Annotated in this window: 2 protein-coding genes (1 of these 2 cut by a window edge); both read left to right on the top strand. The window is 75.1% G+C overall.

Annotation, left to right across the window (positions count from 1 at the left end; translation table 11 throughout):
* The first annotated feature begins 8 nt into the window (after positions 1–8).
* Positions 9–12,671, top strand: coding sequence for an amino acid adenylation domain-containing protein (locus ACZ3H8_RS13870; RefSeq protein ID WP_467401219.1), 12,663 nt, complete (start codon positions 9–11; stop codon positions 12,669–12,671).
* A protein-coding gene (locus ACZ3H8_RS13865; protein WP_467401216.1) for an SDR family NAD(P)-dependent oxidoreductase crosses the window boundary here: on the top strand, positions 12,668–24,045 show its 5' portion. Its footprint extends 10,156 nt past the window's final position; 11,378 of the gene's 21,534 nt are visible here — the first part of the coding sequence; the start codon lies at positions 12,668–12,670; the stop codon falls past the right edge of the window. The genes ACZ3H8_RS13870 and ACZ3H8_RS13865 overlap by 4 nt, the downstream gene beginning before the upstream one ends.

The raw sequence follows: 24,045 nt of genomic DNA, 5'->3' as shown, positions 1-24,045 counted from the left end.
AGACAGGGATGACGGCTGTCCGGATCCTGCACCGGATACTGGCCGAGGTGCGCCCGGACGGAGCGGAACCACTGCCGCCGGGCGGACTGGCCGACTGGGGCCTCACCTCGCTGGCGCTGACCCGACTGTGGGCGGGCGTACGGCGCGAGTTCGGCCTCGACCTGCCACCGGCCTGGCTCGCCGCCGCCACCCTCGACGAGCTCATCGCGAGGGTGGCGGCGAAGACCGCCGAGACCGCCCCGCGACCGGCCGCCGAGGTCCGCGCCGACGAGCGGGAGCCGTTCCCGGTCACCGACCTGCAGCAGTCCTACCTGGTCGCCAAGTGCAGCGACCTGGGCGGTGAGGCGGTCGGCTGCCACCTGTACCGCGAGTTCGCCGTCTCCGACCTCGACCCTGACCGGCTGCGGCAGGCCTGGCAGGACCTGATCGACCAGCACGGCATGCTCCGCGCGGTCGTCGACGACGACGGGCGGCAGCACATCCGGCCGGCAGCCGACGACTGGCAGCTGCCCGTGCACCGACCCGGCGGCGCGGAGGACCGCGACACCGTCCGCGCCCGCCTCTCGCACCGCTGCTACCGGCCCGGCGAATGGCCGCTGTTCGCCATCGAGGTCACCCGCACCGGAACCGGCCCCGACATCGTCCACCTGAGCCTGGACACCCTGATCACCGACGGCCACGGCTACGCGGTGCTGCTCCAGCAGTGGCACCAGCGCTACCACCGCCCCGAGCAGCCGCTGCCCGCCGCCGGACCGTCCGTCGCCGAACTGGTGCCCGCTCTGCTCGCCGAACGCGGCACGGACGCCCACCGAGCGGATCGCGACTACTGGGCCGCCGAACTGGCCGAGCTGCCGGCCGGGCCCGGGCTGGTCGCCCCGGTCTCCGCCCCCGCCCCCGTCGGCGGCTGCCGCGAACGCCGCCCGCTGGACGCCGTACTGCCCGCCGCCCAGTGGCAGGCTCTGACCGCGCGGGCCGTCCGGCTCGGCGTCTCGCCGACCGCCCTGGTGCTCGCCCTGTTCGCCGAGGCGCTGGACCGCCGGCACCCGCAGCAGCGCACCGCCCTGGTGGTCACCACCAGCAGCCGCCCGTACCTGCCCACAGAAACTCCCCACCTGGTCGGCCCGTTCACCTCGACCGCGGTCCTGGTCCTGGAACGCGAGGCCGACGAGACCCTCGACGAGCAGGCGGCCGCGGTGCACGCCCGCCTCGGCGAACACCTGCGGCACGGCCTGGTCTCCGGCATCGAGGCGCTGCGCGAACAGCGCACCGGCCTGCCTGCGCCCGCCGTCGTCTTCACCAGCCTGCTCAACGTCGGCCCGCCGCCCGGCGTCGCCGGCGGCTTCGGCGCGGTCATCGAGTACGGCGTCAGCCAGACCGCCGACGTCGCCCTCGACCACCAGATGTGGGAGCAGGACGGCGCACTGCGCTACCGCTGGGACATCGACCCCACCCGGTTCGCCCCCGGCGCCGTCGAGACCGCCTTCGCCGCCTTCGGCAACGCCCTGACCGCCGCCTGTACCGAAGCCGCCCTGGACCCGCGGCCGCCCCGCGCCCTCCAGGAGGCGTACATGGTCGCCCGCACGGTCCCCGGCGACGGGCCCACCGAGGGCTGCCAGTGCTACCAGAGCTTCGAGGTCGACGCACTCGACCTCGAGGCACTCGCCGACGCGCTGCGCCGCCTGGTCGACGGCCACGCGGTACTGCGCACCGCTTTCGCCGCCGACGGAGTGAGGGTCCGTCAGCACGGTCCTGAGCAGTGGTCCGTTCCGGTGATCCAGGCCGGCGACCCGGCCGCGCACCCCGCGCTGCGCGCAGTGATCCGCGAGGAGATGACCAACCGGGCGTTTCCGCTCGGCAGTTGGCCGCTGTTCGACGTGCGGGTGACCCGCGACGACGGCGGGTCCTGCGTCGTGCACTGCGCCTTCGACCTGCTGGTCGCCGACGGCCTGAGCATCCACCGCCTGTTCCGCGACCTGTGGCGGCTGTACGCCGACCCGGCCGCCCGGCCCGTACCGGCCGGATCCGACCCGGTCCCCGCGAGCCCCGCCGCCGAGCAAGCCCTCTACTGGCGCGAGCGGCTCGCCGAACTGCCCGCCGGACCGCAACTCGCCCCGCCCGGCGGCCCCGCCCAGGCCGGCCGCGGCCGCACCCGCCTGGCCGGCCGGATCGACGGCTACCGCCGGCTGGTCCGCCGGGCCGCCGAGTACGGCCTGCACCCCGACGACCTGCTGCTCGCCGCGCTCACCCGGGCCGTCTCCAGCCGCACCGAACAGCCCTACGCACTGCCCGTGGTGCTCTGGCCGGAGAGCGCCGAGGCCGCCCGCCCGGGCGAGCACTCCTTCATGACCTGGGTCACCGCCGCGCCCGCCGAGCTCCCGCTCACCGCCACCGCGGTCCGCTACCGCCGCGTCCTCGACGCCGACCTCGCCGAGGGCGGCTCCGGCGGCCTCGGCGAGATGCGCCGCCAGGTGCTCCGCGGCAGCGACGCCGCCTACCCCGTGGTCTACACCGCCCTCGTCGACCTCACCGACCGGCCGCTGCCGGACGGCGTCCGCCAGGGCGAATGGCTGACCAGCACCCCCGGCTGCGCCCTGGACAGCGTCGCCGTCGCCGAGGGCGACGAACTGCGCTACTGCTGGGACATCGTCGACGCCGACTTCCCGGCCGGCCTCTCCGAGCAGATGTTCGCCGCCTTCGAGAACGACCTGCGGCTGCTCGCCGACGACGCCACCTGGGCCGAACCCCCCACCGGCGGGCTCACGGCGGAGGAACGGCACACCGTGTTGTACACCTGGAACGAGACCAGCGTCCCGGTGCCCGACGACGGCCCCGTGCACCTGATGTTCCAGCGTCAGGCCGTCAGTGCTCCCGAAGCGGTGGCCCTGCGCTGGCGCGGCGGCACCATGACCTACGGGGAACTCAACCGCCGCGCGAACCGGATCGCCCACCGTCTGATCGCCGCAGGCGTCGGCCCGCAGCAGCTGGTCGGCGTGCGGATCCGGCGCACACCCGAGATGGTCGCCGCCCTCTACGGCATCCTCAAGGCCGGCGCCGGCTACCTGCCGATCGACCCCGCGCTGCCCGGCGCCCGGGTCGCCGCGATGCTCGAACTCGCCCGGGCCACCACCGTGCTGACCACCTCCGACACCCTCGCCGTGCCGCTGCCCGCCGGGGTCACCGCCCTCGAGACCGACAGCGACCCGGCGATCACCGGGCCCGCCGCCCGCGAGGACGACCCGGAGACCCGCAGCACCCGGGACGACACCGCGTACGTCATCTTCACCTCCGGCTCCACCGGCACCCCCAAGGGTGTCCAGGTCGCCCACCGCTCGGTGCGCAACCTGCTGAACTTCTGCCACCGCACCTTCGAGCTGCGGCCGTCCGACATCGGACTCGCCGTCACCTCGCTCAGCTTCGACCTCTCCGTCTTCGACATGCTCGGCCTGCTCGGCGGCGGCGCGGGCGTCTACCTCGCCGACGAGACCCAGCAGCGCGACCCGGAACTGCTGCTCGACGTCCTGCTCTCCGAGCCGATCACGCTCTGGAACTCGGCACCCACCACCCTGCACCAGCTCATCCCGCTGCTCACCCCCGACACCGGCGACCCCGCCGCCGCGCACCTGCGGATCGTCGCGCTGGCCGGCGACTTCATCCCGCTGTCCCTGCCCGGTGCGATCCGCGAGGCGTTTCCGAACGCCGAGACCATCGCCATGGGCGGGCCCACCGAGACCACCGTCTGGTCGAACATCTACCGGGTGACCGGCGTCGACCCCGGGTGGCGCAGCATCCCCTACGGCAAGCCGATCGACAACACCCGGCACTACGTGCTCGACGAACGCCTCGAGCCCTGCCCGATCGGCGTCGAGGGCGACCTGTACACCGGCGGCGAATGCCTGGCAGTCGGCTTCTGCAACCAGTCGGAACTGACGGCCCGTCTGTTCCTGCCGGACCCGTTCGCCGGCACCCCCGGCGAGCGGATGTACCGCACCGGGGACCGGGCGCTCTGGCTCCCCGACGGCAACCTGCAGATCGCCGGGCGCGGCGACCGCCAGGTGAAGATCCGCGGCCACCGGGTCGAACTCGGCGAGGTCGAGCACCGCCTGCGCGCGCACCCCGCCGTGCAGGAGGCCGTCGCCGTGCTGCGCGACAACGAACCGCCCGGCGGCGACGCCAAACTCGTCGCCTACGTCATCACCGACCCGGCAGCCCCCGCCGTCACCGCCGCCGAGCTGCGCGCGCACACCGCCGAGGCCCTGCCCGGGTACATGGTGCCGAACTTCGTGGCGCTGCTGCCGTCCTTCCCGGCCACCGCCAACGGCAAGCTGGACCGCGAGGCGCTGCCCTGGCCGCTGGACACCGCACCGCTCGTCGAACCCGAGGCACCGTCGACTCCGGTCACCGAAGCCGCCCTCGAGGTACCGCCCGCACCCGCACCAGGTCCCCCGGCCGCGGCCGCGGCCGGGCTGGCCGAGGAGGTCGCGGCCATGTTCGCCCGCCACCTCGGCGTCGACACCGTCGACCAGGCGCGGGACCTCTGGGACCAGGGCGCAACCTCTTTCACCATGGTCCAGGTCTCGGCCGGGCTGCGTCAGCAGTACCGGCAGCGGGTGCCGGTCTCGGCGCTGATCTCCGAGCCGACCGCCGCCGGCATCGCCCGGATCCTCGCTGACCGCCTCGGCCTTCAGGCCCAGCCCGAACCGGCCGCCGCCCCCGCCGTGCCGGAACCGGAGACGGGCCCCGGCACCGTCGACATGTTCTCGCCGCAGGAGCGGGACGCGTTCAAGGCCGCCTCCTGGAACCTGCGCCGCCCCGCGCCCGGCGCACAGCGCGTCGCGCTGCCGGAAGCGACGGTCCACCCCGCGTACTACGACTGGCGCGGCAGCCGCCGCGACTACCGGGACACCCCGTTGCCGGCCGAGGCGCTCACCCGGCTGCTCGGCCTGCTGCGCGAGGCCCCGGCGGAGGGCGGCACCCGCCGCCTGTACCCGTCGGCCGGGGACACCTATTCGGTGCAGGCGTACGTGCATGTCAAGCCGGACGCCGTCGACGGGCTGGCCGGCGGCATCTACTACTACGACCCGCGCGGGCACGCGCTGGAACTGGTCCACGCCGAGCCGCGGATCGACCGCGCCGTGCACTTCTACTACAACCGGCCGGTGTTCGACGGGTCCGCGTTCGGGATCTTCCTGATCGGCCAGACCCGCGGCATCGCCCCGCTCTACCAGGAGGTCGCCGAGCGCTTCCTGATGCTGGAGGCCGGGTACATCGGGCAACTGCTGATGACCGGTCAGGCGGCCTGCGGCATCGGGCTCTGCCCGGTCGGCACGCTGACCTTCGACGACATCCGCGACCAGTTCGCCCTCGACGACGGCCACGTCTTCCTGCACTCCTTCATGGGCGGCGGTGTCGACCGGACCGGCACCGCCGAACTGCGGCCACCCTTCGCCGAGCAGCCCGCGCGGGCCGCGGCCGGCGCGGAGCCGAAGCCCGCCGAGGTCGCGGTGGTCGGCATGGCCGGGCGCTTCCCCGGCGCCGAGGACCTGGGGGAGTACTGGCGGCAACTCCGCACCGGTCAGTGCGCCGTCGGCCCGCTGCCCGCCGGGCGGGGCGTCGCCGAGGACGGCCGGCTGCCCGCCGGACTGCACGGCGGCTTCCTCACCGACATCGACAGGTTCGACAGCCTGCACTTCCGGGTTGCCCCGGTCGAGGCCGCCGCGCTCGACCCGCAGCTACGGCTGCTGCTGCAGACCGTCTGGACCTGCCTGGAGGACGCCGGTCACACCGCTGAATCGCTGCGCGCCACCGCGCCCCGGGTCGGCGTGTTCACCGCGGCCATGTGGCACGACCACCAGCACAGCGGCAAGGAGACCTGGGACGCCGACGCCGCCGCCCGGGTCGCCGCCCTGGCCGGCGACATACCCGGCCGGATCTCGCACCACTTCGGCTTCGACGGCCCGAGCGTCGCCGTCGACACCGCCTGCTCCTCCTCCCTGACGGCCCTCCATCTCGCCGCCGAGGCCCTACGGCGCGGCGAGTGCGACGCTGCCGTGGTCGGCGCGGTCAACCTGGTCGCCCACCCGTACCACCTCGCCCTGCTCGCCGAGGCAGGACTGCTCGCCGAGGGCGGACCGGTCCGGGCCTTCGCCGCCGACAGCTCCGGCTGGTGCCCCGGCGAAGGCGTGGCCGCCGTCCTGCTGCGCCCGGCGGCGGCCGCCGACCGGGACGGCGACCGTGTCCGGGGCGTGCTGGAGGCCACCTGGATCGGACATGCCGGCGGCGGCGGACGCTTCGGCGTGCCCAACCCGCAGGCGCTGGCCGGCTCGGTCGGCACGGCCCTGGACCGGGCCGGGATCACGCCCGCCCAGGTCGACTACGTGGAACTCGCGGTGGCCGGAGCGGGGGTAGCCGATGCCGCCGAACTCGAGGCACTCGCCACGGTGTTCGCGGGCAACCCGGTGCTGGCCGGGACGGTGAAGCCGAACATCGGCCACCTGGAGTCCGCCTCGGGTCTGTCCCAACTGCTCAAAGTGCTGCTCCAGTTCGAGCACGGCCGGATCGCCCCGACGCTCACCGCGGAGCGGCGCAGCGACCTTGTCGACTGGGACGACCTGCCGCTGCGGGTCCCCGAGCAGCTCGTCGACTGGCCGTCGGCCGCGACCCCCCGCCGCGCCGTGGTCAACGCGGTCGGCGCCTCCGGCGCCTACGCCCACGCGGTGCTGCGGGCCGCACCGTCCGCCGCCGACGGCGGGCCCGCGGCCGCCGCCACTGCCCACGGGTACGCGCCCGGCCGGCAGGCGGTGGTGCTGTCCGCCGGCTCCGCCGACGGCCTGCGGCTCGCCGCCGAAAGGTTCGCCGCGTACCTGGAGAACGGCGCGTCGCCGGCTCTCGCCGACCTGGCGTTCACCTTGCAGGACGGCCGCGTCCCTATGCCGCACCGCCTCGCCGTGGTGACCTCCGACCTCGCCGAAGTGCGCGCCGCGCTGCGGGAGTTCGCGGCTGGGCGGACCGCCCCGTCGCTGGCGGACGCGGTGGTGAAGCCCAGCCGTCCGGTGGCCGAGCTGGTCCCGGCGCACGCCGACGCCGCGGCCGCGGGGTGGCTGCGGGGAGCACCCGTCGCCTGGCACACCCTGTGGTCGCCCGGCCGCCGCCGGGTGCCGCTGCCGGGCACGGTGTTCGCGGGGGAGGAGTACCGCCTGACCGAGCCCGCGCGCCCCGCGACCATGGAAGCGCCGGCGCCCGTGGCTGCGCCCGCACCCGTTGCCGAGGTGCCCGACGCCGTCCAGCAGTACGTGCTCGCCGTCTACGCCGAGGCGTCCGGCATCCCCGTCGAACGGCTCGACCCGCAGGTGCAATTGGAGCACTACGGCCTCACCTCGTACGTGGTCGGGCTGCTGAACGCCCGCCTCGCCGAGGACTTCGCCGAGCCCGTCTCCCGCACCCTGTTCTTCGAGCACCAGGACCTGGCCGGCATCGCCGCCGAACTCGCCGTCCGCGCCGACGGCCCCTGGCAGCCCGCCAGGACCGAGGCCACCGCCGGCCGGCGCGAACCTGCCGAGAACCGGCCCGAGGACACGGCGATCGCCGTCGTCGGCCTGGCCGGCCGCTACCCGAAGGCGGCGGACCTGGACCGGTTCTGGCAGCTGCTGGAGCAGGGCTACGACGCGATCGGGCCGCTGCCCTCCGACCGGCACCGGCCGGGCTGGCCCGTGGACCTGATGTGGGGCGCGTTCCTGGACGGCATCGACAGGTTCGACCCGCTGTTCTTCGCCATCTCCCCGCGCGACGCGGTCCTGATGGACCCGCAGGAACGACTCTTCCTCGAGGTCGCCTGGGAGGCGCTGGAGGACGCCGGCTACACCCGGGCCCGGCTGCGTGAGCAGCACGGCGGACGGGTCGGCGTGTTCGCGGGCGCGATGTACAACGAGTACCCCTTCCTCGGCGTCGAGCAGTCACTCGTCGGCCCGGCCGCCGACACCGGATCCGCGCTCGCGGGGATCGCCAACCGGGTCTCGTACTTCCTGGACCTGAACGGCCCCAGCCTGACCGTCGACACCATGTGCTCGGCCTCCCTGACGGCCATTCACCTGGCCGTCCGCGCGCTTCGCCAGGGCGAGTGCGAGGCCGCGCTGGTCGGAGGCGTCAACCTGTCCGCGCACCCGCACAAGTTCCGCCAGCAGCACCGGCTGCGCATGGCGTCCACCGACCACCGCTGCCGCAGCTTCGGCGCCGGTGGCGACGGCTTCACGCCCGGCGAGGGCGTCGGCGTGGTACTGCTGAAACCGCTGGCCCGGGCGCTCGCCGACGGCGACCGGATCCACGGCGTGATCCGCGGCACCGCCGTCAACCACGGCGGCCGCACCAGCGGCTACATGGTGCCGAACCCGGTCGCCCAGGGAGAGTTGGCGGCCGCGGCGCTGCGCGACGCGGGCGTCGAGGCGAGCAGCATCGGCTACCTGGAGGCGCACGGCACCGGCACCGCGCTCGGTGACCCCGTGGAGATCAACGGCCTGGCCCGGGCGTTCGCCGGGGTCGAGGCGGGGACGTGCCCGATCGGCTCGGTGAAGTCCAACATCGGTCACCTGGAGGCCGCCGCCGGGCTGGCCGGACTCACCAAGGTGCTGCTGCAACTGCGGCACCGCAGGCTCGTGCCCTCGCTGCACGCCGAGCAGCTCAACCCCGACATCGACTGGGTGCGCAGCCCGTTCACCGTCCAGCACGAGGCCGCGCCGTGGCCCGTCCGCCGCGCCGCCGACGGCGCCCCGGCGCCGCGCCGGGCCGGACTGAGCGCGTTCGGCGCGGGCGGGGCCAACGCCCACCTGGTGATCGAGGAGTACCTGCCGGATCCGCCCGCCGAGGTGGTTCGCCCGGCCGGCCCGCAGCTGTTCGTGCTGTCTGCCCGAGACGAGCAGCGGCTCACCGAACTCGCGGTCCGCTGGACCGAGTTCCTGACCCGTCCGGAGCTGCCGCCGTTCGCCGACCTCGCGCACACCGCGCAGTCCGGTCGCGAACCGCTGCGCGAACGCCTCGCCGTCGTTGCCGCCGACCCGGCCGAGCTGCGCGGGAAACTGCTGCGCTTCCTTGACGGCGACAGCGGCGGGGTGGTCCGCGGCCGCACGCCGGGGGCCGACGCCCCCGCCGGACCGCACCCCGTCGACGGCTCGTACCGTGACCTGCTCTCGCTCGCCCGGCACTGGACGTCCGGCGGCCGGGTCGACTGGTCCCGCCTGCACACCGGCGACCGGCCCCGCTGGGCCGCCGCCCCCAGCTATCCGTTCGCCCGCGGACGCTACTGGCCCGAGCCCGCGATGATCGTGGAGGCTCCACCCGTGCAGGAGCCCGACGGGCGGCAGCCCCTGCTCTTCACCAAGAGCTGGCGGAGCGCCGCGCAGCCCCGGCCCGAGCCGGTGACCGGACGGATCGTCTGCCTGTACACCGACTGCTCCCGGGAGGCCGCCCGGCAGGTGGCCGAGGCCTTCGGGCGCGACCGGGTGATCCTGGTCCGCGAGGGCGGGCCCGCCGACGGCGACGCCGGGTTCACCGGCGAGCGGGACGCGATCGCCCTGCTGGACAGCCTCGCCGACCGGCACCCCGACCTCACCGGCTGGCTCGACCTGAGCGAACTCGACCGCCCTGTCCTCGATCCCGGCCCTTGGACGGCCCGACTCGGCGCCCTGCAGCGTCTGCTGGTCCGCCGCCCCGGCATCCCGTTGCGGATCGTGCACGCGGTGCGCGACCGCTGCGGCGCGGACGGCCGCCGCCTGGCGGGCGTGGTGCGGCTGCTCGGCGCGGAGTACCGCACCGTCCGCGCCACCGTCGTCGAGAGCGACGCCGGGCCCGCCGAACTGGCCCGGCAACTGCTCGCCGAATGGGCGGGCTACGAGCCCACCGCCGAGGTCAGGCACCGCGGCGGCGAGCGGCTGGCGCCCGTGCTGGAACCGGTGCGGGTTCCGGCCCACGCCGAGTTCCTGGCCGACCCGGCCAAGGTCTACCTGGTCACCGGCGGCACCCGGGGCATCGGCGCCGAGGTCGCCCGCCGCCTCGTGGAACGGGGCGCTCGCCGCCTCGCCCTGACCGCCGCCCACCCGCTGCCGCCGCGCCACCGCTGGGCGGCGCCCGAGCTGACGGACCGTGAGGCGATCGCGGTGCGCAACGTGCAGGCGCTGGAACGGGCCGGCGCCCAGGTGATGCTGCACGGCGAGGCCCCCGCCACCGAGGCCGGGCTCGGCGCGTTCCTCGCCCAGGTCCGCAGCTCGCTCGGCCCGATCGAGGGCGTGGTGCACTGCGCCGGACTGCCCAGCCGGGGACGGCCCTCCTTCGTCCACAAGGCGGTCGCGGACATCGCCGAGGTGTTCGAGCCGAAGACGGCGGGCATCGAGCTGCTGGTACGTCTGTGCGCCGCCGTCCAGCCCGAGTTCTTCGTCCTGATGTCCTCTGCCAGCACCCTGGTTCCCCGTCTCGGCGCGGGCGTCACCGACTACGCCGCCGCCAACGCGCACCTGGAGTACCTCGCCGACCGGACCCGCACCGGCCGCACCCGCTTCCACAGCGTGCACTGGCCGACCTGGCTCGGCACCGGCATGGGCGCCGACCAGCCGGACGGCTGCGCGCCCGCCGGGCTGGACGCGATCACCGTCGAGGAGGGGCTGCGGGTACTCGAAGCTGTCCTCACCGGCACGCTGCCCGCCCAGCTGCTGCCCGCCGTCCCGCTGCCCGGACGCTTCGACCCGGCGACCCTGCTGCACGCGAACCGCGCAGCGGCAGCGCCCGTCGACGCACCGTCGGCCACGGCTGCCCCGACGCCCTCCGACGCGCCGCCGGACTGGCTGCTCACACTGTTCTCCGAGGCGCTGGGGATCCCGCTGCCCGACCTCGACGCCACCGCGCCGTTCGCCGACCTGGGCGTGGAGTCGGTGATGCTCGGCGAACTCGTCGAACTGATCGAGCAGCAGACCGGCAGCAGCCTGGAGCCGGCCGTGCTGCTGGAGCACCAGACCCTCGAACGGCTCGCCGCACACCTCCGGAAGGCCGGACTGGACCGCACGGCCGTCGACATCCCGTCAGCTCGCGGACATGCGCCCGCCGCTCCCCCGACGGCGGTCACTCAGCCCGCCCCGGTCCCGGTCCCGGTTCCGGTCGCGCTTCCGGTCGCATCGCAGGAACCTGTCGACCGCAGGATCGCGATCATCGGCCTGGACTGCAGGTTCCCCGGCGCCCCCGACCCCGACGCCTTCTGGGCCGCCCTGGCGGCGGGCCGGGACTGCATCACCGAGATCCCGCCGAGCCGCTGGGACCATCGGGCGCTGTACCGGCCGGAACACCGGATCGGCAGCAGCATCAGCCGGTGGGGCGGTTTCGTCGACGGCATCGAGGACTTCGACCCGGAGTGGTTCGGGATGACCGAGGAAGAGGCCCGCTGCCTCGACCCGGCGGTCCGGCTGGTCCTCGAAGGGACCGTCAACTGTCTCGCCGACGCGGGGTACCGGACCGAGGAGCTGCAAGGCCGCGAGGTCGGGGTGTTCGTCGGCGCCCGGCTCGGCGACTACGGCCGGCGGATAGGCCTGCGCTCCGGCGCGGCCGCGCTCGGCGGCGACCAGAACTTCGTCGCCGCCCGGGTCGCCCACCACTTCGACCTGCACGGCCCGAACCTGGTCGTCGACAGCGCCTGCTCCTCCGCCCTCGCCGCGGTCCAACTCGCCTGCCGCAGCCTGCTGGAGGGCGAGTCCGAACTGGCGATCGCCGGCGGCGTGGACATCCTGCTGGACGAGCGCCCCTACCTGGAGTTCAGCGCCGTCCGGGCGCTCTCGCCGACCGGACGGTGCGCCACCTTCGACCGGGACGCCGACGGCTTCGTGCCCGGCGAGGGCTGCGGCCTGGTGCTGCTCAAGCCGCTCGCCCGGGCGATCGAGGACGGTGACCGGGTGCTCGCGGTGGTCGACGCGGTGGCCGTCAACAACGACGGCCGCACCATGGGCCTGACCACCCCGAACCCGGTCGCCCAGGCCAAGGCGATCCGCCGTGCGCTGGCCACCGCGGGAATGTCCGCGGAACGGGTCGGCATGGTCGAGGCGCACGGTACGGGCACGATGATCGGCGACCCGATCGAGCTGCGGGCGCTCACCGACGTCTACCGGGAGACCACCGACGCGCGAGGCTTCTGCGCGATCGGCAGCGTCAAATCCAACATCGGCCACCTGCTCAGCGCGGCCGGCGCGGCCGGGCTGGTCAAGGCGGTACTGGCGCTGAGGAACCGTCAACTCGCGCCGACCCTGCACTGCGAGAACCCCAACCCGCGCTTCGACTTCGCCGACTCCCCGTTCTATCCGAACACCGCCCTGCGGGACTGGCCCGACCCCGGCCGTCCCAGGGTCGCCGCCGTCAGCGCCTTCGGGCTCGGCGGCACCAACGCCCACCTGATCGTCAGCGAGCCCGACGCGCGGACGGTCGCCGAGCACCCGCCGACCCGCCACCCGCTGCCCCGGCCGGTCTTCGTCCGCCGCCGGCTCTGGCTGGAGGCCCCGTCCGCGCACCGCACGGCCACCCCGTCGCCCGCGCCCGCCGCGCCCGCCACTGCCGGGCGGCCGGTCCGTGCCGCCTCGATCCTCGACCTGCGCTTCGAAGCGAACCCCGCCGCAGGGGCCGTCCTTGGCATCCCGGAGAGGACCCACCGATGAGCGACCCCACCATCGACTGTCGACTCGTGCTGCGGCACGGCGACTTCATCATGCAGAACCACCGGGTGCACGGGGTGTCGGTGATGCCGGGAGTCACTTTCCTCGACATCGTGCTGCGGATCCTCGCGGCCCAGGGCCTGGACCCGACCGCCGTCGAGCTGCGCGGCATCGTCTTCGCCGAGGCGATCGCCACCGTCGAGGGCAACGACCGGGAGATCCGTGTGGTGATCGGCGAGCCGGTGGACGGCGTCCGCCCGGTCACCGGCACCAGCCGCTGGCTTCGCGGTGACGAACCGTACGGCGAGTGGCGGGAGAACATCCGCGCCGAACTGCACCCGGCCGGCCCGTCCGCCGTCCCGGACCTGGACGCCGCCGCACTGGTGGCGGGCGCGGCCCGCACCCGGCCGATGGCGGACATGTACGCGCACACGCGCTCCCGGCAGATCGTGCACGGCGCGGCCATGCAGTGCGCGGGACCGATGCACCTCGCACCGGGCCGCCTGCTGGCCGAACTCTCGCTGGTCCTGCCGGAGACCGCCGAGGACCGCGCGTTCCTGCTGCACCCGGCGAAGATGGACGCCGCGACCATCGTCGCGTACGGGCAGCGCGAGATCACCACCGCCGAGCCGTTCATCCCGATGTTCATCGACCGGTTTCGCGCGCACGGCCCGCTGCACGGCACGTTCCTGGTGCACGTACCGCGGCCCGAGGAACTCACCGCGTCCGGCGAGCTGTTCCGCAGCACCTTCTCGCTGCACGACCGGCAGGGCCGCACCGTCGCCGAGTTCGACCGCCTCACCTGCAAGCGGATCCGCCGCCCCGAGTCGATCCGCGACCTGCTGCTGGAGGCGGCCGGCGCGCAGCAGCCCGCCGCCGCCGACCCGCAGCCCGTCACCGTGCCCGCCGCCGACTACCGGCACTGGCTGCGCGAGCGGATCGCCCGGATACTCGACCGGAGCGCCGACACCGTCGACAACGGGGCCGGCTTCTACGACATGGGCCTGTCCTCCACCGACATGCTGCGGATCAGCACCGAGCTCGAGGAGGTTGTCGGCTCCGCGCTCTACCCGACGCTGCTGTTCGAACACACCACGGTGGACGGGCTGGCCAGCCACCTGGAGGAGACGTACGGCGCACCCGCCCCGGCTGTTCCGCAGGCGTCCGCGTCCGCCGCACCGGCACCGCAGGCGTCCGCGTCCGCCGAGCCCACCGAGCCCGCCCGCCCGCACCGGGCGCAGTTGCTGCGCCCGGTCTGGCAGCGGGTCGCGCACTCCGCGCGGACCGTGCCCACCGACCTCGCCGTGCTCGGCGCCGACCCGGCGCTGCTCGCCGCGCTGACCGAATGGGCCGCCGCGGCGGGCGCGCTGGTGGTCGCGGTCGACCCGGGCGATCGGGCGCTGCTCGGCGCGCAGCTCAGCGCGCTGCCGGAGCGTGACGGCCGGTCCTGGGCACTGCTGGACGCCACCGGGCTCGGCGGGCCGGCCGCCGACCCGGCCGAGGTCGCGGTCGCCGCGTGGGCGGCCTGCGCGGCGGCGAGCGAACGGCGGCCCACCCGGCTGCGCGCGGTGCTGTTCGCGCACCGTCAGCAGCCGGAGTACGCGGCGGTCGCCGCGCTCGGCCGCACCGTGACGGCCGAGCTGCCGACGTTGACCGTCCGCGCCGTCGAGGTGGACGTCGCTGGTCCCGCCGAGCTCGCCGCGCTGCTGCTCGCCGAGGCCGCCGACCCGTCCGCGGAGAGCGAGGTCCGGCACGCGGGCGGGGCGCGCCGGGCCCGGCGCTTCCAGCCGGTGGAGAGCCCCGCGCCGGTCGGGGAAGCGGTGCTGCGCGAGCGCGGCGTCTACCTGATCACCGGCGGGGGCGGCGGCCTCGGCCCGATGCTGGCCGAGCACCTCGCCCGCACCCGCCGCGCCCGCATCCTGCTGTCCGGCCGCTCCGCGCCCAGCGAGGCGTTGCTCGGGCGGATGCGGGAGTGGCAGCGGTACGGCGCGGACGCGCACTACCGGACCGCCGATGTCACCGACCCCACCCAGGTGCGCGAACTGGTCGCAACCGCACGCGAGTTGTACGGCCGGATCGACGGCGTCGTGCACTGCGCCGGGGTGGTCCGGGACGGCATCTTCCTGGCGAAGCGGCCCGAGCAGATCCGAGAGGTGCTGGCCCCCAAGATCGCCGGCATCCGCCACCTCGACGAGGCGACCCGCGCCGACGGACTGGACTTCCTGGCCGCCTACTCCTCGCTCTCCGCCGCCATCGGCAACTCCGGCCAGAGCGACTACGCCTACGCCAACGCCTACCTCGACCACTACCTGGCGGCCCGGCCGGGCCGGAGCGTCTCCGTCGACTGGCCGCTGTGGGCCGAGGGCGGCATGCGGGTCGACGCCGAGGTCATCGAGCGGGCCGCCCGCACCCATGGCGCCAGCCCGCTGCCGACCGGCACCGGCCTCGAGCTGTTCGAGCGGGCGCTGGCCGGCGACGACAGCCGACTGGTCGTCACCCACGCCGACCCCGCGCGGCCCGACGACCGCCTGCCGCTCGCCGACCGCGAGCTCGTCGAGCCGGACGCCGTCGAGCCGGACGCCGCCGGGCCGAGCGGGCACCGACCGGACGCCATCGCGGTGATCGGCCTGGCCGGACAGTATCCGCAGGCCGCCGACGTCGACGCGTTCTGGCGGGTGCTCGCCGAAGGCCGCGACTGCATCACCGAGGTGCCGCAGGACCGCTGGGACCACGCAGCGATCCACGATCCGGAGCACGGCCGACCCGGCCGCACCTACGGCCGCTGGGGCGGGTTCCTGGACGGCATGGACCTCTTCGACCCGGCGTTCTTCGGCATCTCCCGGCGCGACGCCGAACGGATGGACCCGCAGGAACGCCTGTTCCTCACCACCTGCTGGCAGACCTTGCAGGACGCCGGATACCCGGCGTCCCGGACCACCGCCGCGTCCGTCGGCGTGTTCGCCGGCGTGATGTGGAACCACTACCAACTGGTGCAGGGCGCCGAGGACGGCGTCCAGCCGACCGCGATGCACGCCGCCGTCGCCAACCGGGTCTCGTACACGCTCAACCTGACCGGCCCCAGCATGGCCGTCGACACCGCCTGCTCCTCGTCGCTGACGGCCCTGCACCTCGCCGTGGAGAGCCTGCGCCGCGGCGAGTGCGAGACGGCGCTGGCCGGCGGGGTGAACGTCGCCGCCCACCCGCAGAAGTACCTGCAACTCGCCCAGGGCCGCTTCCTCTCCGACGACGGCCGCTGCCGCAGCTTCGGCGCGGGCGGCACCGGCTACGTGCCCGGCGAGGGCGTCGGCGCGGTGCTGCTCAAACCGCTCGCGAAGGCCGAGGCCGACGGCGACCACATCTACGGGGTGATCCGGGCCACCCGGCTCAACCACACCGGCCGGACCAGCGGCTTCACCGTGCCCAGCCCCACCTCGCAAGCCGCGCTGATCCGCGACGCACTGGACGCCGCCGGCCTGCCGCCGTCCGGGATCGGCTACCTGGAGGCGCACGGCACCGGCACCGCGCTCGGCGACCCGATCGAGATCGACGGCCTGCGCAAGGCCTTCGCCGCAGCCCACACCGGGTCGGGCGGCTGCGCGATCGGGTCGGTGAAGTCCAACATCGGCCACCTGGAGAGCGCCGCCGGAATCGCCGGCGTCACCAAGACCCTGCTGCAGCTGAAGCACCGTCAACTGGTGCCCTCGCTGCACGCGGAGGTGGTCAACCCGGCCATCGACCTCGCCGCCACGCCGTTCCGCCTGCAGCGCGAGCTCACCGACTGGCCCGCCCCGGCCGACGGCTCCCCGCGCCGGGCCGGCGTCAGCGCCTTCGGCGCGGGCGGCTCCAACGCGCACCTGGTGCTGGAGGAGTACCGCGCCCCCGCGGAACAGCCCGCCCGCGGCGGACGGGAGTTGATCGTGCTGTCGGCGCGCGACGCGGACGCCCTGCGGGTGTACGCCGAGCGGATCAGGGCCGTGCTGCACGGGTCGGCGGAGCCGTCGCCCGCCGGGGCAGCGGAACTGCGCCGGGTGCTCACCGGCGCCGTCGCCCAGGTGCTGGGAGTCCCGGACGAGGCCGTCGACCCGGCCGAGCCGCTGGTCGACCTCGGTGTGGACCGCACCGGCCTGGACCTGGTCCGCAAGGTGTTGGACGAGAACCGGCCCGGCCTCGGCCGGCTGCTGCCGGCCGAGGGCGACCGGTCGATCGACCAGCTCGCCGGACAGCTCGACACCGAGCGGCAGCCCACCGTCCCGCTCGCCGCCCTCGCCCACACCCTGCGGGTCGGCCGCGACCAGCTGAGCAGCCGCCTCGCGGTCCTCGCCGCCGACCACGCGCAGCTGCTCGCCGCCCTCGACCGCTACCTGAGCGGCGCCGCCCCCGGGACCGGCCAGTACTGGGGACGTGAGAGGGCCGACGCCGCCGAGCCGCGCCCCGACCTCGGTGAACTGGTCCGTGCCGGACGGCTGGAGGAGGTCGCGCAGGCATGGAGCGCCGGGGCCGACGTGCCGTGGGTGGACTGCGTGCCGAGCGGCCCGGTCCCGCGCCGGGCGTCGCTGCCGGTCCCGCCGCTGCGCGAGGAACGCCACTGGCTGGGCGGCTGGCAGCGCCGCAACGGCGAACCCGCCGTCACCGCACCGGCGGTGGGCGTCGCGCCCGTCGCGCCCGCTGCCCCCGCGGTGGCCGAGCCGTACCACGGCGACGAGGTCGACCTGCGGGTCCTGGAACACGGGATCGCGCTGGTCACCATGCACGACCACGCGCACCGCAACATGTTCACGGCCGGACTCACGCACGGTCTGGAGGCCGTCTTCGCGGAGATCGACACCCGCGAGGACATCCGCGCCGTGGTGCTCACCGGCACCGAGACCGTCTTCAACCTCGGCGCGACACCGCAGTCCTTGGAGGAGCTGGCCGAGAAGCACACCAGGTTCACCGACACCCCGTTCGTCTACGAGGGCCTGCTGCGCTGCCGCCGCCCCGTGGTCTCCGCGATGCGCGGCCAGGCCTCCGGCGGCGGCCTCGCCTTCGGCCTCTACGCCGACCTGGTGGTGCTCGCCTACGAGGGCTCGTACGGGGCCAACTTCCTCAAGTACGGCTTCACGCCCGGCATGGGCGCCACGCTGGTGCTGGAGCAGCGATTCGGCCGCACCCTGGCAACCGAGATGTTCCTCACCGGCCGCAGCTACCGCGGCGAGGAACTCGCCCGCCGCGGTGCCTCGGTGACCGTCGTCCCGGGGGCGGACGTGCTGTCGACCGCGCTCGACCTGGCCCGCTCGATCGCCGCCAAGCCCGCCGAGGCGGTCGCCGAGGTCAAGGCGGAACTCGCCGGCCGGCTGCTCGCCCAGCTGCCGGAGGTCGTCGAGCGCGAGGTCCGGATGCACGAACGGGTGCTCGGTGGAGGGTCGTTGGACCTGGTCCGGGAGCACTTCCGCAAGGTCCGCGACTACGGCGCGACGGCCACCGCTGCCGCGCCGGTCGAGGTACCGCTCGCTCCGCCGGTCGCCGTGCCCGATGCGGTGCCGGTCGTCACGCCTGCCGCGCCCGTCGAGGTGCCGGTGGCGGCGCAGCCGGTCGACGCCCCCGAGGCCGCGCTCCCCGACCCGTCAGAGGTGGAGCAACTGGTGGTCGACGCGCTCTGCGCGATTGTGTACGCCACCGAGGAGGAGATCGACCGTCAGCTCAGCTTCAGCGAGCTGGGCGTGGACTCGATCGGCGCGGTGGAGATCGTGCGGAGCCTCAACCAGCGCTTCGGCCTGGACATCGACTCGGTCGCCGTCTACGACCACCCCACGGTGGCCCGGCTGACGGGGCACGTCCTGGAGACCGCCGAGCAGGCCCGTGCGCTGCACCGCTCGGCGCTTGCCCCCGCCCCCGCGCCTGCACCCGCGCCTGCGCCCGCTCCCGCGCCTGCGCCCGCGCCCGCGCCGGTGTCTGCCGCGCCGGAGCCGCCGCCGGCGACCGAACCGCCCGCCGCACCGCCGGTGCAGCTCGCGCCGCCGGCCCCTGCCGCACCCGTTGCCCCTGCCGCGCCCGTCGCCGCTGCCGTCTCCGCCGCTGCTGCCGTCTCCGTCGCCCCTGCCACCCCCGGACAGGTGAGCCTTCGGCCGCTGCGCGGCACTCCTGTCCAGCCCGTACAGCCCCAGCCCGTACAGCCCCAGCCCGTGCAGCCCGCCCAGTCTGTTCAGCTCGCGCCACTCGCGCCACTCGCGCCACTCGCGCCACTCGCGCCACTCGCGCCCCGGGGCGAGGCCGCGGAGCCGACGCAGCGGCCGGCGTACGACACTGACGGCATCGCGATCACCGGTGTGGCCGGCCGCTTCCCGGACGCCGAGAACCTGGACGCGTTCTGGGCGAACCTGGCCGCCGGCCGGACCAGCATCTCCGAGGTGCCGGAGTCCCGTTGGGGCGCCCGCTGGTTCGACCCGGACCGCCGCGTCCCGGACCGCTCGTACAGCAAGTGGGCGGCGCTGCTGCCGGACCTCGGCGGCTTCGACCCGCGGTTCTTCCAGCTGTCTCCGATGGAGGCGGAGGCGATGGACCCGCAGCAGCGCCAGTTCCTGCAGCAGGCGTGGACGGCGCTGGAGGACGCGGGCTACGCGACCCCGGGGGAGCGGCGCCGGTGCGGCGTGTATGTGGGGGCCAGCGGCGGTGACTACTACCACTTGCTGCGGGCGGCTGGCCAGGCGGACACCGGGCAGGCGTTCCTCGGCAACAGCATGGCGATCCTGGCGGCCCGGGTGGCGTACCTGCTCGACCTGAGTGGCCCCACGATGACGGTCGACACCGCGTGCTCCTCCTCGCTGACGGCCGTTCACCTGGCCTGCGAGGCGATCAGGGGCGGCGACTGCGACGTGGCGATCGCGGGCGGAGTGGCGGTCATGACGACGGCGCAGATGCAGGTGTGGAGCAGCCGGGTCGGCATGCTCTCGCCGACCGGGCGGTCCATCCCGTTCGACGCCGAGGCGGACGGCATCGTGCTCGGCGAGGGCGTCGGTGCGGTGGTGCTGAAGAGTCTGAAGGCGGCGCTCGCCGACGGCGACCGGATCCACGCGGTGATCAGGGCCAGCGGCGTCAACGGCGACGGCCGCACCAACGGCATCACCGCGCCGAGCGCCACCTCGCAGGCCGAACTGCTGCGCGCGGTGCACCGCAGGGCCGGCGTGGAGGCCGGCGACATCGGGTACGTGGAGGCGCACGGCACCGCCACCAACCTCGGCGACCCGATCGAGGTCAAGGCCCTCAACCAGGTGTTGGGCACCGCCGACGGGCCGGGCTTCACCGCCCTCGGCTCGGTGAAGGCCAACATCGGCCACACCACCACGGCCGCCGGCATCGCCGGGCTGCTCAAGGTCGTGCTCGCGCTGCGCCACCGCGCTCTGCCCCCGCTGCCCGGCTTCGACGAGGCCAACCCCAAGCTCGACCTGTCGGGCGGCCGCCTGCGGGTGGTCCGCGAACTGACGCCGTGGGATCCGGGCGCGAACGGCGTCCGGGTCGGCACGGTCAGCAGCTTCGGTTTCAGTGGCACCAACTGCCATGTGGTGCTGGCCGAACCGCCCGCCCGCCCCGCGCCGGAGCGCCGGCCGGAGGCGGCCCGCCGCCTGGTCCCGCTGTCGGCCCGGACGCCCGAGACGCTCACCCAGGTCGCCGCGGACCTCGCGGAGGCGCTGGAGCGCGACCCCGCGCTGGAACCCGCCGACATCGCCTACACCCGCGCACTGGGCCGCACACACCTGCCGGTCCGCGCCGCGCTGCTCACCCAAGGCCGCGAAGAACTCCTTGTGCAGCTACGCAAGTTGACGGCAGGCGGGGAGCACCGCGGCTGCTACCTCGCGGACTCCGCGGGCCTGGAGGAGGAGGCCGCCGGTTCGGACGACCCGCTGGTGCGGGCGGCCGCCGCGTACGTCCGGGGCGGCACTCCCGACTGGGCGGCGCTCACGGCCGGCGGGCGGCGGGTGACGGTGCCGACGTACCCCTTCGCGCAGGAGCACTACTGGATCACCGGCCCGTCCGTCACCGACCACGCGGTGGTGCCCGGCACGGCGGACGGCCGTCGGTTCCCGGCTCCGACGGGGCGGTCGGCCCAGGAGCCGGACCGGTCGGCGGGCCCGGGCGGTGGGGCCGGCAGCGTGGCGGTGGTGCGCCCCGAAGACCCCGTCGCCACCGACCACCGGGTGGCGGGCCGTCCCCTGCTGCCCGGCACGGCGGCGCTCGCACTGGCCGCCGACCTCGCAGGGCTGCCGTACCGGCTGTCCGCGGTGCGCTGGCTGCGGCCGTGCGAGCTGTCGGAGCCGCGCCGGCTGCGGCTGGCGGGGGAGGAGTCGGCCGCGGGCCGCTCGTTCAGGCTGGAGGCGGAGGACGGAGACGGCCCGTACGTGCGCGGCGAGTTCGCGGCGCTGACCGCCGAGGAGGCGGCTGCGTTCGCCGCCGAGCCGCCGCTGGACATCGGGTTGACCGCCGACCGCTGCCGGGGCGTCCGGGACGCCGACGAGCTGTACGGGGCGTTCAGCGCCGCGGGCCTGGCGTACGGGCCGTCGTTCCGCCGCCTCGAGCAGGTGCGGGTCGGTGGCGGTGAGACGCTGGGCACGCTGCGTCCCGCCGACGGGCCCGCCGGGTGGCAGGGGCTGACAGCGGTGCTGGACGCCGGGCTGCAGGTTCTCGCCCCGCTGCTGGACGCGGACGGCCCGCAGGCGCTGCTGCCGTTCGCCGTGGACCGGGTGACGGTGCTGCGCTCGCCCGAACTCGCCCGGTACTCGTACGCCCGGCGCACCGGCAAGGACCGGTTCACCGTGTCGCTGACCGACAAGTCCGGCGTGCTGTGCGTCAGGTTCGACGGCGTCTCGCTGCGCGCTGTGCCCCGCGAGGCAGCCGCTGCCGCCGTAGTACCCGAGGGCCCGGGGATCTTCCGGCCGGCCTGGGAGAACGCAGGCCCCGCCCCGGAGGAGGCCGCGGGTGGCGGCACCGTGCTGATCTGCCGCCCCGAGGCCGCCGGTGCGCTTGCCGACGCGCTGACGCATCGTCATACGGGTTGCGCCGTACAGATGGTGGGCTATGACGACAGCGACGCGGTGACCGAGGTCCCCGACCTCGTCTACTTCCTCACCGACCCCGCGCCCGCCCACCGGCCCGAGCAGGACCGGAGCGTGCCGGCGATGCTCCGGCTGGTCCAGCGGCTGCTGGCCCTCGGCGCGGCGCACACCGGACTCGGCGTGCGCGCCGTCCTGTTCGGCGCGGTCGCGGTGACCGGCGGCGAGCCGCTGCAGCCGCACGCTGCCGGGCTGCTCGGCCTGTGCGCCACCGCGGCCGCCGAGTACCCGCGCTGGACGGTCGGCTGCGTGGACGCCGGGACGACACCGGCCGCCCCCGAGCAGTTGGCCGCGCTCCTCTCCCGCGAACCCGCCGCCGACCGGCTGATCGCGCTGCGCGACGGGCAGCGCCTGCGGCGCACCCTGGTGGCCGCCCGGCCGACCGGCGGCGAACTGCCCTGGCGCGAGGGCGGCGCGTACGTGATCCTCGGCGGGGCGGGCGGCCTCGGCCGCACCCTCGGCCGCCACCTGGCCCGCACCCACCGGGCCCGGCTGGCGCTGATCGGCCGCCGCGCCCAGGACCCGGCGATCGACGCGGCGCTCGCGGAGATCGCCGAACTCGGCGGCGAGGCCGTTTACTTGCGGGCCGACGCCGCCGATCCGGCACAGCTCGACAGGGCGGTGGCCGCCGCCCGGGCCCGCTTCGGCACCCTGAACGGCGCCGTGCACGCCGCCCTCGACCTGCGTGACCGGACGCTGCTGCACGCCGACCCGGGGACCTTCCGCGAGGTGCTCGCGCCCAAGGTGGCCGGCACCGCCGCACTCGCCGAGGCGCTGCGCGAGGACCCGCTCGACCTGCTGGCGGTGTTCTCCTCCGCGGTCTCCTTCACCGACTCGGCGGGCCAGGCCGCGTACGCCGCCGCCAGCACCTTCCAGGACGCCTACGCGCAGTGGCTGGACTCCCGGGTCCGCTACCCCGTGCAGGTGCTCAACTGGGGTTTCTGGGGCAGTGTCGGGGTGGTCGCCGATGAGCGCTACGGCGAACGGCTGGCCGGCTTCGGCGTCGGCTCGATCGAGCCCGCCGAAGGACTCGCCGCGCTCGACCGGGTGCTGGCCGCCGGCCTGCCGCAGGCCGTGGTGGTCAAGGCCGACGCGTGCGGACTGGCCCGGCTCGGCGTCCGCGCCGAGGCCGACGACCCGCTGACCCGGGCCAGGGCCGGCTTCGCCGCACTCGACGTGGTGGCCGCCGACCTGCTCCGCGCCGAGTTCGCCGCACTGCCCGAACTGCCCGCGCTGGACCAGCCGTTGGCGTTCGACGAGTTCGCCGATCGGCTCGGCGCCGGCGGCCGCAACCGCTCCGTGCTGGGCGCGGTGCTGCGGGTGCTGGAACGATCCGGCGCCGCCACCCTGGACAGCGACGGGACGCTGACCTTCCGGCGTGCCCTGCTCGGCCCGGCGCGGCTGCCGGTCGCCGAGTTCGCCGCCGCCCACCCCGCGATGGCGCCGCACCTGAAGCTGCTCCGGGTCTGCGTGGCCGGCCTCCCGGGCATCCTGTCCGGCCGGGTCGCCGCAACCGAGGTGCTGTTCCCGAAGGGCTCGCCCGCCCTTGTCGAACCGGTCTACGCCGACGGGCCGGGCGCGGAGCACTTCCACCGGCTGATGGCCGCCGAGGTGGTCGGCTCCGCGCAGCGGCTCACTGGCGGCGAGCGGCCGCTGCGGATCGTCGAGATCGGAGCCGGGACCGGTTCCGCCACCCGCCACGTGCTGGCCGCCTGCGCCGCGGCCGGACTGCCGACCGCATACCGCTACACCGACATCTCGCCGGCCTTCCTACGACACGGCGAGGCCAACCACCGTGCGGCCGGGATGCGTTACGAGCTTCTGGACATCGAGCGCGACCCCGCCGCCCAGGGCTTCGAGCCGGGCTGCGCCGACATCGTGCTGGCCACCAACGTGCTGCACGCCACCCGGGACCTCGGCCGCACCCTGGCCAACGTCCGCACGCTGCTGCGGCCCGGCGGCGTGCTCGCGGTGAACGAGGTGACCCGCTCCTCCGCGTTCGTCACCCTCACCTTCGGCCTCACCGAGGGCTGGTGGCGATTCGAGGATCCGCAGCGCCGCCTCCCGGACTCCGCGTTGCTCGGCCCCGCCCAGTGGCGGGCCGCCCTGGCCGATGCGGGATTCCGGGTGACGGGGGTGTGCGGGATCCCCGGCACCCCCGAGGACGAACTCGAGCAATGCCTGGTGACGAGCGAACGGGAGTTGAACGTGACAGCCGAGCAGACACCGGAGCTGACCGCGGCGCAGGTCCGCGACTACGTGCGGCAGATCTTCGCCGAGGTGCTGAAGTTCCG

It is taken from the genome of Streptomyces sp. NPDC002868 (assembly GCF_055563295.1).
Note: the sequence above shows the minus strand (reverse complement) of the source record. Positions and strands in the feature narration are given on the sequence as shown.